Annotated in this window: 13 protein-coding genes, 1 pseudogene and 3 other annotated features; of the genes and pseudogenes, 12 read left to right on the forward strand and 2 right to left on the reverse strand. The window is 36.0% G+C overall.

Features of this window, described 5'->3' with window-relative positions; genetic code table 11:
* Nucleotides 1–947, forward strand: a 947-nt coding sequence (locus tag FOT98_RS26380; protein WP_260851142.1) for a 3D domain-containing protein, incomplete at its 5' end; no start/stop codon positions are given.
* A 50-nt stretch (nucleotides 948–997) separates the two neighbouring features.
* Here the strand turns inward: FOT98_RS26380 and FOT98_RS26385 are convergent.
* A complete protein-coding gene (locus FOT98_RS26385; protein WP_063260554.1) occupies nucleotides 998–1,516 on the reverse strand; it encodes a kinase in 519 nt (172 codons plus the stop codon).
* Between the two features lie 100 nt (nucleotides 1,517–1,616).
* On the opposite strand from FOT98_RS26385, the gene FOT98_RS26390 reads away from it, so the two are divergent.
* The 4 genes from FOT98_RS26390 to FOT98_RS26405 are packed head-to-tail and all read left to right on the forward strand — an operon-like array spanning nucleotide 1,617 to nucleotide 3,564.
* Nucleotides 1,617–1,922, forward strand: a complete 306-nt coding sequence (locus FOT98_RS26390) for a YfzA family protein (protein WP_063260555.1) — start codon at nucleotides 1,617–1,619, stop codon at nucleotides 1,920–1,922.
* A gap of 13 nt (nucleotides 1,923–1,935) precedes the next feature.
* Nucleotides 1,936–2,484, forward strand: coding sequence for a GNAT family N-acetyltransferase (locus tag FOT98_RS26395; RefSeq protein ID WP_063260556.1), 549 nt, complete (start codon nucleotides 1,936–1,938; stop codon nucleotides 2,482–2,484).
* Nucleotides 2,485–2,489: 5 nt separating this feature from the next.
* On the forward strand, nucleotides 2,490–3,059 hold the full coding sequence (locus FOT98_RS26400; protein WP_063260557.1) for an isochorismatase family protein: 570 nt from the start codon (nucleotides 2,490–2,492) through the stop codon (nucleotides 3,057–3,059).
* Entirely contained in the window at nucleotides 3,034–3,564 is a 531-nt protein-coding gene (locus tag FOT98_RS26405) for a cysteine hydrolase family protein (protein WP_063260558.1), read from the forward strand. Before FOT98_RS26400 ends, FOT98_RS26405 begins: the two co-directional genes overlap by 26 nt.
* A 123-nt stretch (nucleotides 3,565–3,687) precedes the next feature.
* On the opposite strand, the gene FOT98_RS26410 is transcribed toward FOT98_RS26405, so the two are convergent.
* A complete protein-coding gene (locus FOT98_RS26410; protein ID WP_001013095.1) occupies nucleotides 3,688–4,125 on the reverse strand; it encodes a YndM family protein in 438 nt (145 codons plus the stop codon).
* A gap of 151 nt (nucleotides 4,126–4,276) precedes the next feature.
* Here FOT98_RS26410 and FOT98_RS26415 point away from each other — a divergent pair, with 151 nt between their 5' ends.
* From FOT98_RS26415 to FOT98_RS33070, 7 genes and pseudogenes are all read left to right on the forward strand, one after another.
* Nucleotides 4,277–7,789 (forward strand): DUF4020 domain-containing protein, encoded by a 3,513-nt coding sequence (locus FOT98_RS26415; protein ID WP_080467546.1) that lies wholly within the window; start codon nucleotides 4,277–4,279, stop codon nucleotides 7,787–7,789.
* A gap of 108 nt (nucleotides 7,790–7,897) precedes the next feature.
* Nucleotides 7,898–8,134, forward strand: a binding site (T-box leader).
* A 54-nt stretch (nucleotides 8,135–8,188) separates the two neighbouring features.
* Nucleotides 8,189–8,424: a binding site (T-box leader), on the forward strand.
* A gap of 194 nt (nucleotides 8,425–8,618) precedes the next feature.
* On the forward strand, nucleotides 8,619–9,695 hold the full coding sequence (locus tag FOT98_RS26420; RefSeq protein ID WP_001273575.1) for a bifunctional 3-deoxy-7-phosphoheptulonate synthase/chorismate mutase: 1,077 nt from the start codon (nucleotides 8,619–8,621) through the stop codon (nucleotides 9,693–9,695).
* Between the two features lie 9 nt (nucleotides 9,696–9,704).
* Nucleotides 9,705–9,924, forward strand: a binding site (T-box leader).
* 53 nt (nucleotides 9,925–9,977) lie between these two features.
* Nucleotides 9,978–11,150: a chorismate synthase gene (gene aroC / locus FOT98_RS26425; protein WP_061679623.1), complete on the forward strand. Its 1,173-nt coding sequence runs from the start codon at nucleotides 9,978–9,980 to the stop codon at nucleotides 11,148–11,150.
* 18 nt (nucleotides 11,151–11,168) lie between these two features.
* Nucleotides 11,169–12,269 (forward strand): histidinol-phosphate transaminase, encoded by a 1,101-nt coding sequence (gene hisC / locus FOT98_RS26430; protein WP_063260559.1) that lies wholly within the window; start codon nucleotides 11,169–11,171, stop codon nucleotides 12,267–12,269.
* On the forward strand, nucleotides 12,262–13,362 hold the full coding sequence (gene tyrA, locus FOT98_RS26435) for a prephenate dehydrogenase (protein WP_063260560.1): 1,101 nt from the start codon (nucleotides 12,262–12,264) through the stop codon (nucleotides 13,360–13,362). The genes hisC and tyrA overlap by 8 nt, the downstream gene beginning before the upstream one ends.
* A 16-nt stretch (nucleotides 13,363–13,378) precedes the next feature.
* Nucleotides 13,379–14,668, forward strand: a complete 1,290-nt coding sequence (gene aroA / locus FOT98_RS26440) for a 3-phosphoshikimate 1-carboxyvinyltransferase (protein WP_063260561.1) — start codon at nucleotides 13,379–13,381, stop codon at nucleotides 14,666–14,668.
* Nucleotides 14,669–14,995: 327 nt separating this feature from the next.
* Nucleotides 14,996–15,161: pseudogene (locus tag FOT98_RS33070) on the forward strand (MerR family transcriptional regulator); the annotation flags it as partial.

Here is a 15,161-nt window from a genome sequence, read left to right on the forward strand (position 1 = left end):
AAGAAGTAGTAAAGCCTAAGGAAGAAACGAAAGTCCAAGAAGTAGTAAAGCCTAAGGAAGAAACGAAAGTCCAAGAAGTAGTAAAGCCTAAGGAAGAAGCGAAAGTCCAAGAAGTAGCAAAGCCTAAGGAAGAAGCGAAAGTCCAAGAAGTAGTAAAGCCTAAGGAAGAAGAGAAAGTCCAAGAAGTAGTAAAGCCTAAGGAAGAAGAGAAAGTCCAAGAGGTAGTAAAGCCTAAGGAAGAAACGAAAGTCCAAGAAGTAGTAAAGCCTAAGGAAGAAGAGAAGGCTAAAGAAGAGGCCACAGCCCAAGAGATAGCGAAGGCTAAAGAAGAAGCAAAAGCCCAAGAAATAGCAAAGGCTAAGGAAGAAGAGAAAGCAAGAGAAATAGCAAAGGCTAAGGAAGAAGAGAAAGCCCAAGAGATAGCAAAGGCAAAAGAAGAGGCTAAAGCAAGAGAAATAGCAAAGGCAAAAGAAGAGGCTAAAGCAAGAGAAATAGCAAAGGCTAAGGAAGAAGAGAAAGCAAGAGAAATAGCCAAAGCTAAAGAAGAAGCAAAGGCAAAAGAAGAGGCTAAAGCAAGAGAAATAGCCAAAGCTAAAGAAGAAGCAAAAGCAAAAGAAGAGGCTAAAAATAACATACAGTCTGCTAAACGTGAATTAACGGTAGTAGCGACAGCATATACTGCTGATCCAAGTGAAAATGGTACATATGGTGGACGCGTTTTAACTGCGATGGGGCATGATTTAACGGCTAATCCGAATATGAGAATTATCGCAGTAGATCCGAAAGTAATCCCATTAGGATCTAAAGTATGGGTAGAAGGTTATGGCGAAGCTATCGCTGGTGATACTGGAAGTGCTATTAAAGGAAATCGTATTGATGTTTTAATGGGCTCAAAAAGTAAAGCTATGAATTGGGGAAGACAAACAGTTAAAGTTAAAATTTTATAATAAATATAGTTAACTAGATAGAAGTCAGTCCTCTTTATTGAGACTGGCTTTTATTTTTGGATCGCAACATCAGTAAGGATCGCATCAAATATATCTTTTTGCGTGAAGTTATCTGTAAAAATAGCTTCTCTGGTAACTTCAATTGTATCGTGCGGATTATACCATTTTTCTAGGGAATCCTCACCAAATTCATGTCGTTTGTCCCTTGTGTTATGTCGTCGAATCGTTTCTTTTAACGATAAATCAAAGTAATATGTATAGACGTTTCCTTCGAAAAAATGTATTAATTCTTTCAGCATATCACCGTATCTACGACTGTTTAAAATGCCTTCTAAAATAACAAATTTACATTTTCCTTTTCCGTACTTTGTAATTTCAAATAGTAAATCATGTGATAAATTCCCCATCGTATCGTGTACTCTAAGCATATCTCTACGTACAACATCTTGTGATACTAAAAGTGTACCTTGTCCGAAATATTCTTGTAGTTGCTTTGCGATTGTTGTTTTACCACTTGCGGAGTTGCCTCTAAGAATGATTAAAGTTGATTTAAGTATAGGATTAGACATAATGTATTCCCCCAGCGCGAATGAGTATATAGAAAATTTTAACAAATAAAGTGCGGAAAGTGTATAATTAATAGGATTGAAATAAAAAGGTGGGAGTTAGATGGAACATGAATTAAATAAGGCGCAGCCGATTTGGAAACGGACATGGTTTCGCTATCTAGGGGCATTTATAATTGTTCAATTACTATTTATTATTTGTGAGATTACAGGATGGGCACCAAATTTTAAGCCAAGTGGAGAGTTTTTAAATAGAATTTTACATTCTGAATTTTTCACGGAATGGTTCACTCCATATGAAATTCCTCATTTTAATGTGTTTACAGCATTTTTTGCGATTACATTGTTACCATACGCATTAATAGGTGCAATGAAAGATTTCACAACAAGGAAAAATATAAATAATTAAAAAGAGGTATTATATGTTATTTCAAAAAGATCATGTATCGGTACGGTACGTAAAAGAAGAGGATGCACAGGTCATTTCAAAATGGTTAACAGACCCAGAAGTCTTGCAGTATTACGAAGGGCGAGATAATCCGCAATCTGTAGAAATGGTACTGGATCATTTCATACATAATCCCAATTGTCATGAAAAAAGGTGTGTAATTGAGTTTGATAATATGCCGATTGGTTATATTCAAATGTATCCAGTTGATTCTGAGTGGAAAGCATTATATGGCTATGAAGAATCTCAAAATATATGGGGAATGGATCAATTTATCGGTGAGCCGACTTATTGGGAAAAAGGAATTGGAACGAAACTCGTTCAGGCAGCAATTACATATATTATGGAGAACACGGGAGCAGAAGCAATCGCAATGGACCCGAAAGTAAATAATGAACGTGCGATAAACTGTTATGAAAAATGCGGATTTAAAAAGGTGAAGATATTAAAGGGACATGAGCTGCATGAGGGGGAATTAGAAGATTGTTGGATGATGGAGTATAAAACTATTGGGGGTAGATGATATAAATGAAGGCGCTACTTGTATTAGATATGCAGAAGGCGATTTTAGAGTGTAAAGATTTTTCTGTTGAAAAAGAGTTAATCACAAATCTTTTAAAACGATTTAAAGCAGAAAATGAACCTATTATTTTCTTAAAACACCGAGATAATAATCCAGAAAGTACGTTGTATTTTGAATCAGCCGGCAGCGAATTAGTAGAAGAATATGCCGAGTTTGCGGATTATGTAGTTAAGAAGACAACACCTAGTGCTTTTAAAGGAACAAGTGTTGAAGAGATATTAACAAAACATAAAGTTGATCATGTTGTAATCGTTGGATTTAATACGGAATTTTGCTGTTTATTTACAAGTATCGCTGCTTTTGAAAAAGGCTATAAAGTTACGCTCATTGAAGATGCGACAGGAACTGCTAACGATGAAGAAGTATATGAAATGCCTGGGCTTGATATAAAAGATTTTATCGGATCAGTCTTGAATTGGTCTAATGTAATTGAAGTTTTGTATTATGATGAATATATAGAGACATATACAAAAAAGGGAGCTGCGCGAAATGAAAAAAGCTTTAATAGTAATTGATGTGCAAGCAGGTATGTATACAGCAGGAATGCCAGTACATAATGGGGAGAAGTTTTTAGAAATATTGCAAGAACTTATTGGGGAATGTCGGTCTAATGATATTCCAGTTATTTATGTACAACATAACGGACCAAAAGATCATCCGTTAGAAAAAGGTACGGATGGTTGGAAAGTACATGAGGCGATTGCTCCGCAAGAAGGAGACCGTATCGTTGAAAAGACGACGCCAGATTCATTCCATAAGACAAACTTAAACGAAGTGTTACAAGAAAAAGGGATTGAACACGTTATGATTTCAGGTATGCAAACAGAGTACTGTGTGGATACGACAACGCGAAGAGCGTTTAGTGAAGGGTATAAAGTAACGTTAGTGAGTGATGCGCATAGTACGTTTAATACAGAAGTGTTACGTGCGGAAGACATTGTAAAGCATCATAATGTAGTGTTTGGAGCGTTTGCTAATGTTGTTACGTTAAAAGATTTGAAAGGGACTGCCTCTAAATAAGAGGTAGTTTTTTTATTATATGAACGATATCTTGAAAACATCGTTCATATAATTTCACGTATCATAATGAATATATAAAAAAGGAGCACCACATAATTAAAAGGGCGCTCCTGCATCAAAAAGTTACTTCTTCTTATCTTTATCCAATATATTCTGCTCTTCAGCAAATTCCGTACCATATGCAAAGCGGCGATTAATATGAATGTTATCATTGTTGTGCCTTGTGTGTGAGTTAGAAAAGCGATGCACAATTACTTCAGATAATGTAAAGACAGTAGCGGAAAGGAAACTGCCCCATGCAATTTGCATGTAATTGTCTAATAAAATATTACCGAAAATCCATACGCTTAAATACGTTAGTAAGAAATCCGACATAATGGCGCCAGTATTGCCAATTCGGTTTAATATGATTTTGTCGACGAACATATAGGATACGATTGTAACAAAGAGACTAAATGAAATAATTTGGACGAATGTTGCAGGGAAAAATAAAGCGAGTCCAATACTAAATGCGATAATGCACGATATAAACTTAATAAGTACTACAGTAAAACCATTCAATATTTACACCTCCGATTTATACATAGTTTTACAATAAATTTAGGAGTTCATACATTGTAACAAATATATTTACATAAAACTTTTTCACGTTCGTTTTTTTGTCTAAATATTAAAAAAACAAAGAAAAAATGTTATAGTAAAATGAGAGTATATGACATTTTTAGGTAAGGGGGAATCCATGGTGTGGATTACTTCAGAAGTAGAAATTCCAGATGAGTTAATTGATCATCTTGAACAAGGAAAGTTAGTACTATTTGTTGGAGCGGGAGTTTCTATGAAAGGGAAATCAAACTTACCGAATTTTGATGATCTAGTTGATGAAATTGCAAAAACGTTATATGTGGAAACACGTGAAATAACAGAACCACATGATTATTATCTTGGTAAAATTGCGAAAACAAAAGATGTACATCAAGTTGCAAGAGATTTAGTTCATACTGAAAAGTCAAAGCCGAATCCGCTTCATTATGCGATTCCGAGGTTGTTTCCTTTAGATACAGAAGTCCGTATTGTAACGACAAATTTTGATCGGCATTTTACAACTGCGATGAAAGAAATGAATAGAGAATTAAACGTATATTACGCACCTGCGTTACCTACAGGTCGAGCGTTTAAAGGTCTCGCTTACATACATGGCAATATAGAACAAGAGAAAGAAGCATTAATATTAACAGATGGTGATTTTGGAAGGGCTTACTTGACGGAAGGATGGGCAAGAAGATTTTTAGTGGATTTATTCTCGAATTATACCGTTTTATTCGTTGGATATAGCCATAATGACCCAGTAATGAAATATTTAGCGACTGGTTTACCGCCAAGTACAAGGCGTTATGCATTTGTTGCACAAGGGGAAAATACGTACCACTGGGAGCATTTAGGAATACGGCCGATTGTATATCCGAATAAAGGAAATAATCATCAATCACTCGTTAAAGCAGTGAAGCGATGGGCGGAATTAATGGGAGATAATTATATTACAAAACGAATGCGAATTCGTGACATAGTAACAGTTCCGCCTTCAGTAGAGCAGGAACAATTATCATACATAAAACAATCCATAAAAAAAATTGAAACAGTCCGCTACTTTGTTGAATTTGCTCATGATTATGAATGGGTGGAATGGCTTGAAGCAGAAGGGAAATTACAAAATTTATTTTTAGTTACATTAAATGATAATGAGGTAGATGAACTACTTGCAGAATGGTTAGTGGAACAATTTCTTTTTAGTCATCAAAAAGAATTATTTCAATTAATTTTTAAAAATCATTCTAAACTATCTCCGTTATTATGGAAAACAATTTGTAGCTACTTAAACGAGACGAAAATTGAGATGGACCCGTTGTTGTTTGCGAGATGGACACTTCTTTTACTAGAAACAGCTGAAAAAGATAGTAAATCAATTGAAAAAATTTCTTATTTACTGCAAAAATGTTCTTTTCCTGAGCATAAAGAGATTGCTTTATTGTTACTAACGTTTATTTTGGATGGAAAGCTTAAGTTGAAGCGGGAAAGAAAATGGGGAAATGATACACAAGAATCGATAGAACTTGAGGAATCGAGTCGTTTACCATTGTCTACATTTTCTTATGTGGAGCAAATGTGGAATGAGAAGATGAAACCGTATATTTCCTATTACGCCGTACCAATTATGATGATGGGAATAGAAAAGATGCGACTGTTATCACTACGACAAACGGCTTTGAAAAAAAAGGATAAGGAAAATGCTGAAAAAGAGTTTCAGCAAAATGATCTTGCCTTTTTAATTCAAATTGTAAAAGAGTGTTTAGCTTATTTATGTGAAAACAATGAGAAAAAAGCAAATTATTATATTACAGAAATGATAGAAGCAAACAGCGTGCTTCAGACCCGAATTGCAATTGATGCAATGAATAAAAACATATTTGTTAGCGCTGATGACAAAATAAAATGGTTGTTACATGAAGGACTTCTTTTAGATGTCACGTATAAACACGAAGTTTTTCAACTTATAAAAAATCATTTCGCATCTTCTCTAGAAAAAACAAAGGAAGAAGTCATTCAGATTGTACTGAAAGACCTTGCAGAGGAGAGAGCATTTGATGTTTGTTTCGTATTAGATTTATTGTTCACTTGTGATTCAAATAGTCCATCTACAGCAAAAGGTTATGAGGTAATGAAGCAAAAACATCCTCACTTTCATTCTGAGCGATACAGTGTACAAAAGAAAGAAACCGCAGAACAAAGTATTACTTGTAATGTAACTGCTGATGGATTATTACAGCTGAAAGACAATGAAATTATGAAACAAGTTCTGCAATTTTCTCAAGACGGAGTTTTTGAACAACGTCATTTTTTAGAGATGTTATCGAAAGCATGTAAATTGAATATAGAATGGAGTATTTCATTTGCTTATCAATTAGTTAGTATGCATGAAATAAGTAATGAAGTATGGTTTGTTTGTATTAGAGAGTGGCGAAATAACCGAGGACTGACAAATGAACAAATCCAAAAAGTTATTCCGCTATTGCAGAAATTTGTTAGAAATACTGCTTTTCATTGGTTAATAAGTAGTTTTCTATATGAGATTAGTAATCGATTAGAGGAGCTAGAGGAAAATAGCATACGCAATGTGAAACGGTTTGCTTTTTCGGTATTCCCTCAAGTAATGAAAAGTGATACAGATTTTAAGCTTGGAAAACAAGATTTTTACAATGAATCAATCCAGCATCCTGTTGGAAAAATGACAGCTGTATTATTAAAACTGTTATCATATGATCATTTATACGATCGAAACGTGTATGAATATTTATTTTTATTTGAAGAACAAGTAAGAGTTAGCTCAGAGCGGACAAATTATATGTTAGCTCGTTTAGTAGCAGATATAACATTTCTTTATCATATTGAGAAGCAATGGTGCCGAAAATATTTGTTACCGTACTTAGATTTAAAGAAGGAAAATGAGATTACGAAATATGCATGGGCAGGCTTATGTTACACGCAAATCAATTTGCCTTTATTTACAGAAATGAAGCGATTTATTAAGTATGCGGTAGAACATTTGGAAGTATTGCATCCGCATACGAGGGAAGCTTTCTTGAAATGGCTTAGTTTTGTATTTATTAAATGTGTATTGTATTGGGAGCAAAAAACAGATTGGTTATACCCGTTGCTTATACAAGAAAATGAAGAAAATAAAATTAAATTTATGCAGTTTTTATGCTATTACGTCAAAACGTTAAGTGTAAAAGAACAACAAAAATTTTGGACAGCTTGGCTCAGTATATTTTTGCGAGAGCGACCGAAAATGGGTGCAATCACAGCTAGAGAATATGTAATGCTTTTACGTATTATTTTATTTATGGATGAAATAGTAGAAAGAGGATTATCGATAATATGTAAATCATTTTCGGACGTGGGTGGAAAAGGGAATCAAACGGAGATAAAACAGTTATTGAACGAAATACTTGAAAAGAAAGAGCGTATAAAAATGTCCAAAGATTTGTATGCAAATGTATTTTTTACTTTACTGCAAACGCTTCAGGAAGCCGATTTACTTGAAACGGAAATCATTCGAATAAAAGAAGTATTAATCCGGTACGGAGTAGAAAAGTATGTATTAAATGCAATAGATAATGAGATAATTCGCATCGGAATTGTTATGGAGAATTTACAAGAAGAAATGTAGGGCGAAAGTGGAATTTTAAAAAATATATAAAAAGTTGTTGACAGTGTTTTGAAAAGCGTTCTATAATACGAATCATACTTATTCAATTTCAAAAAACATTTGAATAAACAAAGTGCAATGAAGAGATCACAGTAGTGGTTAGTCTTACTGTAACAGAGAGCTGGTGGTTGGTGTGAACCAGTACAGGGATAATCATGAATTACAGTCTTGGAGCATCTTTTTCGTAATAAAGATAGTTTCGTCTTTATGAAGAAAAAGCGGTCAATTGATCGTTAACAGTGAAGAGAGGTAGACGGAAAGTTAGTCTACAACTAGGGTGGTACCGCGATAAATATCGTCCCTACTGATTTATTCAGTAGGGACTTTTTGTATTTTAGTGGTCCAACTTGAAAATTAAATATACATGCGTTGAAAGGAAAAGCAGTAGTTGTTGTTTCCCTGTAACAGAGAGCTGGTGGTTGGTGCGAACCAGTACAAAAACAAGAGCGAATTACAGTCCTAGAGCATCTTTTTCGTAGTAAAGATAATATTGTCTTTATGAAGGGAAAGACGGTCAGATGATCGTTAACAATGAAGAGAGGTAGACGAAAGAAGTCTACAACTAGGGTGGTACCGCGATAAATATCGTCCCTACTGATTGAATCAGTAGGGATTTTTTGTACAAAAAAGTGGGTTTTTATCTAGTAGATAGTGTCCTTATAGTAAGTATTCGTTTAAAATAAGAAGAGGTATCGATTCCACTTAAAATTTGTATAATTTATCAGTTCAGAAAATAGAGAATTTTTCATTCTCTTACTATACTTTTAAAACATTAGAGGAGGATTTCCAAATGGCAAATCATGAATTAGATCAATTACGTAAACAGGTAGATGAAATTAACTTACAACTATTACACCTTTTAAACAAACGTGGTGAAATCGTTCAAAAAATTGGAGAGCAAAAGCAAGTACAAGGTACGAAACGCTTTGATCCAGTACGTGAGCGTGAAGTACTTGATATGATCGCAGAACATAACGAAGGACCATTCGAAACGTCAACGGTTCAACATATTTTCAAAACAATCTTCAAAGCAAGCTTAGAATTACAAGAAGATGATAATCGTAAAGCATTACTAGTATCACGTAAAAAGAAACAAGAAAACACAATTGTTGATGTAAAAGGTGAATTAATTGGAAACGGAACACAAACGTTCATTATGGGGCCATGTGCGGTAGAAAGCTTAGAGCAAGTTCGCCAAGTAGGGCAAGCGATGAAAGACCAAGGGTTAAAATTAATGCGCGGTGGTGCGTTCAAACCGAGAACATCTCCTTACGATTTCCAAGGTTTAGGAGTAGAAGGATTACAAATATTACGCCAAGTAGCAGATGAGTTCGACTTAGCGATCATTAGTGAAATTTTAAATCCGAACGATGTTGAAATGGCATTAGACTACGTTGATGTAATTCAAGTTGGAGCACGTAACATGCAAAACTTCGATTTATTACGAGCTGTAGGTAAAGTTAACAAGCCAGTATTATTAAAACGTGGATTAGCAGCAACAATTGATGAATTCATTAACGCAGCTGAATACATCATTGCACAAGGTAACGACCAAATTATTCTATGTGAGCGCGGTATCCGCACATACGAAAGAGCAACACGTAACACATTAGACATTTCAGCAGTACCGATTTTAAAGAAAGAAACACATTTACCAGTTATCGTTGACGTAACGCATTCAACTGGACGTAGAGACTTATTATTACCAACAGCGAAAGCAGCACTTGCAATTGGCGCGGATGCAGTAATGGCTGAAGTACATCCAGACCCAGCAGTTGCATTATCAGATTCTGCACAACAAATGGATATTCCAGAATTCCATAGATTCATGGATGAGTTAAAAGGATTCAAAAATAAATTATCTTAATTCCATATCATATATGCGCTGAAGAGGAAACAGTAGTGCTTATCTCCCTGTTATAGAGAGCTGATGGTCGGTGTGAATCAGTACAAAGATAAGCATGAATTACAGCCTTGGAGCATCTTTTCCGCCAACTGTTGGAGGTAAAGACGGTCAAATGATCGTTAAAGAAGAAGAGAGGTAGACGAAAGTTGTCTACAACTAGGGTGGTACCGCGATAAAAATCGTCCCTACTGAGCGCTCAGTAGGGACTTTTTTGTACAAAAAAATAGTAAAGGGGCAAGAGAAATGAGATACATTACAGCTGGAGAATCACATGGACCGCAGTTAACAGTTATTTTAGAAGGTGTACCAGCAGGTTTAACATTAACAGCGGAACATATTAATAAAGAATTATTAAGACGACAAAAAGGGCACGGACGCGGAAGACGTATGCAAATTGAAACTGATACAGTTGAAATTGTAAGTGGTGTTCGTCATGGGATAACACTGGGCTCGCCGATAACGTTAATCGTAAAAAATGATGATTTCAAACATTGGACGAAAGTAATGGGTGCAGAGCCAATTTCGGAAAAAGAAAGTAAAGAAATGAAACGTACAATTACAAAACCACGTCCAGGACATGCGGATTTAAACGGGGCAATTAAATACGGTCACCGTGATATAAGAAACGTGCTAGAGCGCTCATCTGCAAGAGAAACGACAGTTCGTGTAGCTGCTGGTGCAGTTGCGAAACAAATTTTAAAAGAATTAGGCGTAGAAATTGCAGGGCATGTACTTGAAATTGGGGGAGTAAAAGCAAAACATATTTCAAACTTATCAATTGAAGAGATTCAAACAATTACTGAAAACTCACCAGTTCGATGTTTAGATAAAGAAGTAGAACAAGAGATGATGGATGCGATAGATAACGCTAAAAGTAGCGGAGATTCAATCGGCGGCATTGTTGAAGTCATTGCAGAAGGCATGCCGATAGGTGTTGGTAGTTACGTTCATTACGATCGTAAATTAGATGCAAAACTAGCTGGTGCAATTATGAGTATTAATGCATTTAAAGGTGCTGAAATTGGTGTTGGTTTTGAAGCAGCAAGACAGCCAGGAAGTAAAGTGCATGATGAAATTTTATGGGATGAAGAACAAGGATACACGAGAAAAACGAATAATGCCGGCGGTTTAGAAGGCGGTATGACAACAGGCATGCCAATTGTCGTAAGAGGTGTTATGAAACCAATACCTACATTATACAAACCGTTAGCGAGTGTTGATATTGATACGAAAGAATCATTCCAAGCGAGTATTGAAAGATCTGATAGTTGTGCAGTACCAGCAGCAGGTGTAGTAGCTGAATCTGTTGTAGCATGGGAACTTGCACACGCACTAGTCGAACAATTCGGAAAAGATCGTATAGAATTAATTCAGCAAAACCTTACGCAACATAACAAATACGCAAAAGAATTTTAATAAAAAGGTGGTTTTAACATGCAAGTAAAAGATCAACTCTCATCATTACAACCATATACACCAGGTAAATCACCTGAACAAATGAAAGAAGTGTACGGAAATCATACATTTGTGAAATTAGCATCGAATGAAAATCCATTCGGCTGCTCACCACGTGTTTTAGATGAGTTGCAAAAATCGTGGTTGGCACATGCTTTATATCCTGACGGAGGTGCTACAACGCTCCGTCAAACAATTGCAAATAAGTTACATGTACAAATGGAACAAGTACTTTGCGGTAGTGGATTAGATGAAGTCATTCAAATAATAAGCCGTGCAGTACTTAAAGCAGGAGATAACATCGTGACGGCTGGTGCGACATTCCCTCAGTACCGTCATCATGCAATTATTGAAGGCTGTGAAGTGAAGGAAATTCCTTTAAATAACGGAGTATACGATTTAGACGAAATTTCGTCAGCGGTAAATAATAATACGAAAATCGTATGGATTTGTAATCCAAATAACCCGACAGGCACATATTTGAATGATCAAAAATTGTCTCAATTTATTGAAGGTATTAGTGAAAATACGTTAATTGTCATTGATGAAGCGTACTATGAATACGTAACAGCAAAAGATTTCCCAGAGACATTACCGCTTTTAGAAAAACATAAAAACATTCTTGTACTTAGAACATTTTCTAAAGCATATGGATTAGCTTCTTTCCGCGTTGGATATGCGATTGGACACGAAGAGCTAATCGAGAAATTAAATGTCGTACGTTTGCCATTTAACGTATCTTCATTAGCGCAAAAAGCAGCGACGATTGCTTTTGATGATGACGAGTTTATTGAAGAAATAGTTCGTGTGAATACAGAAGGATTACAACAATACGAAAGATTTTGTAAGGAAAATGAAATTCCATTTTATCCATCGCAAACAAATTTCATCTTCTTGCCAGTTGAGAATGCTGGGGATATTTATGAGGCTTGTGCACACGCAGGATTTATTATTCGTCCATTCCCAAATGGTGTCCGTATTACAGTCGGAACAAGGGAACAAAATGAAGGAGTGATTTCAGTGTTACAACAACACTTTGAAAATAAAAAAAGAAAGTCTCGAGATGAGGCAAATGCGTAAAAAGGTAGTTTTAATTGGAACTGGTTTAATCGGAGGCTCTCTCGCATTAGCAATTAAGAAAGAGCACGATGTAACGATAACAGGTTATGATATTTTTCAAGAACAAGTAGAGCGTGCAAAAGAATTACACGTAGTAGATGAAGTAGCTGTAGATTTACAGCATGCATGTGAAGAGGCTCATTTAATTGTTTTTGCTTCTCCAGTTGAAGAAACGAAGAAGTTATTACACAAATTAGCGTCATTTCGTTTACGAGAAGATGTTATTGTAACCGATGTTGGTAGTACAAAAGGGACGATTATGAATGAAGCGGAAGCTTTATTTTCAAAGGAAGTTTCTTTCATTGGTGGACATCCAATGGCAGGTTCTCATAAAACGGGCGTTGAAAGTGCAAAAGCACATTTATTTGAAAATGCATTTTACATTTTGACACCGATGAATCATGTGCCAAATGAACATGTAGAAGAACTAAAGCGTTGGTTGCAAGGTACAGGATCTCATTTTCTCGTTTTAAATACGGAAGAACATGATTATGTAACAGGAATTGTTAGTCATTTTCCGCATCTTATCGCCGCTGGATTAGTAAAGCAAGTGGAGAAACATGCAGGAGATAATCCCCTCATTCATCAACTAGCTGCCGGAGGTTTTAAAGACATTACACGTATCGCATCTAGTAGCCCAAAAATGTGGAGTGATATTGTTAAGCAAAATCGTGAGCATTTAATGGTATTATTAAAAGAGTGGATCTCTGAAATGGAAGATTTATATGATACAGTTTCTACCGGAGATGCAGACGAGATTCAAAACTATTTTGCAGACGCGAAAGAATACCGTGACTCTTTACCAGTACGAAAAAGAGGAGCAATTCCTGCCTATCACGACTTATACGTCGATGTTTTAGATAAAGTAGGAGCATTGGCTCACATTACGAGCATTTTAGCGCGCGAAGAAATTAGTATTACGAACTTGCAAATATTAGAAGCGCGTGAAGGATTGCTTGGGGTGTTACGTATTAGCTTCCAAAGAGAAGAAGATCGTATGAAAGCAAAGCTAGCGCTTGGAGAAGAAAAATACCAAACTTATGAAACAATTTAAATGAGAAGGTGAAAACGTGAAGGAAAGAACGATACAACCTGTTAATAACGGATTAAATGGCAACATTACAATTCCAGGTGATAAATCCATTTCACACCGCGCTGTCATGTTCGGCGCGATTGCAGAAGGAAAAACAACAATTAAAGGTTTCTTGCCTGGTGCAGACTGTTTAAGTACGATTTCTTGCTTTAAAGAAATGGGAGTAGACATCGTGCAAAATGGTGATGAAGTCACTGTAGTTGGTAAAGGATTAGAAGGTTTACAAGAACCGAAAGCTGTATTAGATGTTGGTAATTCTGGTACAACAATACGTTTAATGTCAGGAATTTTGGCAAATACACCATTTTTCTCTTGTGTACAAGGTGATGCATCTATTGCAAAAAGACCGATGAAACGTGTTACAAATCCATTAAAACAAATGGGTGCAAACATTGATGGCCGCGAAGAAGGAACGTTTACACCGTTAACGATACGTGGCGGGAATTTAAAAGCAATTGAATACACTTCACCTGTAGCAAGTGCACAAGTTAAGTCAGCTATTTTACTTGCAGGACTTCGAGCAGAAGGTGTAACAGCTGTTACAGAACCACATATTTCACGCGATCATACGGAAAGAATGCTTGAAGCATTTGGCGTTAAAGTAACGCGCGAAGGAAAAACAGTAAAACTTGCAGGTGGACAAAAGCTAACAGCAACAGACATTCAAGTGCCAGGTGACGTATCGTCAGCAGCATTTTTCCTAGTAGCGGGCGCAATCATTCCAAATAGTAAACTAGTATTACAAAATGTAGGGATGAATCCAACTCGTACTGGTATTATTGATGTATTAGAGAAAATGGGTGCTACGTTTACTGTAGAACCAATTAACGAAGGAGCATCAGAACCAGCTGCAAACATTACAATTGAAACATCCTCATTAAAAGGAACTGAAATTGGCGGAGATATTATTCCAAGATTAATTGATGAAATTCCTGTAATTGCTTTAGCAGCAACACAAGCAGAAGGAATTACGGTTATTAAAGATGCGCACGAATTAAAAGTTAAAGAAACGAACCGTATTGATACAGTCGTTGCAGAATTAACGAAGCTAGGAGCTCGCATAGAAGCAACTGATGACGGAATGATTATTTACGGGAAATCAGCTCTAAAAGGTAATACAGTAAATAGTTACGGTGACCACCGCATCGGAATGATGCTTGCGATCGCTGGATGTATCGCAGAAGGAAAAACAACAATTGAAGATGCAGAAGCAGTAGGCGTATCATATCCTACATTCTTCGAAGAGCTTCAAACGTTAGCTAAATAAAGTGAAACTTTAATCAGTGGGGGGTTCTTCATCCCCCACTAATTATTAGTTGAACCAATCGGACTTTTACGGGCAGTTGATCCCCCACCTAAATTCTTTGCTTTCGCTAAATTATGAGGTGGGGGTCTTACTGCCCGTTAAAGCGGGATAAAGTAATAAGAAGCAGATACGGGATGTATCTGCTTTTTTATATTGGATTCGTTTTGTGAATTTCATTCACCGCACTGTAATATTGAGAATTATGGTACAATTCAAACAAGGAATGGAGGAGAAAGAAACAGTAAAAAAAACATAGACAAAAGTGTGCATATATAGCAAAAAGTAATTATGAAACAATATAAACCGAAAGAATTTTCAGAAATGCTTAATGTCTCTGTTAAGATATTGCAAAGGTAGGACAATCAAGGTGTTTTACCTGCTTACCGAAACCCAAAAGGAAGAAGATATTATACAGAAGAACGGTATAAGAAATATATGGGTATGCAAGAAGAAC

Origin of the sequence: Bacillus sp. HY001, from assembly GCF_007558965.1 — a bacterium.
Lineage (GTDB): Bacteria > Bacillota > Bacilli > Bacillales > Bacillaceae_G > Bacillus_A > Bacillus_A mobilis.

Bases quoted from the DNA above. Each gene is read 5' to 3' on its own strand.
- FOT98_RS26420 (WP_001273575.1), top strand. From the start codon at position 8,619: ATGGCAAATCATGAATTAGATCAATTACGTAAACAGGTAGATGAAATT.
- FOT98_RS26390 (WP_063260555.1), top strand. From the start codon at position 1,617: ATGGAACATGAATTAAATAAGGCGCAGCCGATTTGGAAACGGACATGG.
- FOT98_RS26385 (WP_063260554.1), bottom strand. From the start codon at position 1,516: ATGTCTAATCCTATACTTAAATCAACTTTAATCATTCTTAGAGGCAAC.
- FOT98_RS26400 (WP_063260557.1), top strand. From the start codon at position 2,490: ATGAAGGCGCTACTTGTATTAGATATGCAGAAGGCGATTTTAGAGTGT.
- FOT98_RS26395 (WP_063260556.1), top strand. From the start codon at position 1,936: ATGTTATTTCAAAAAGATCATGTATCGGTACGGTACGTAAAAGAAGAG.
- aroC (WP_061679623.1), top strand. From the start codon at position 9,978: ATGAGATACATTACAGCTGGAGAATCACATGGACCGCAGTTAACAGTT.
- FOT98_RS26405 (WP_063260558.1), top strand. From the start codon at position 3,034: ATGAAAAAAGCTTTAATAGTAATTGATGTGCAAGCAGGTATGTATACA.
- hisC (WP_063260559.1), top strand. From the start codon at position 11,169: ATGCAAGTAAAAGATCAACTCTCATCATTACAACCATATACACCAGGT.
- FOT98_RS26415 (WP_080467546.1), top strand. From the start codon at position 4,277: ATGACATTTTTAGGTAAGGGGGAATCCATGGTGTGGATTACTTCAGAA.
- tyrA (WP_063260560.1), top strand. From the start codon at position 12,262: ATGCGTAAAAAGGTAGTTTTAATTGGAACTGGTTTAATCGGAGGCTCT.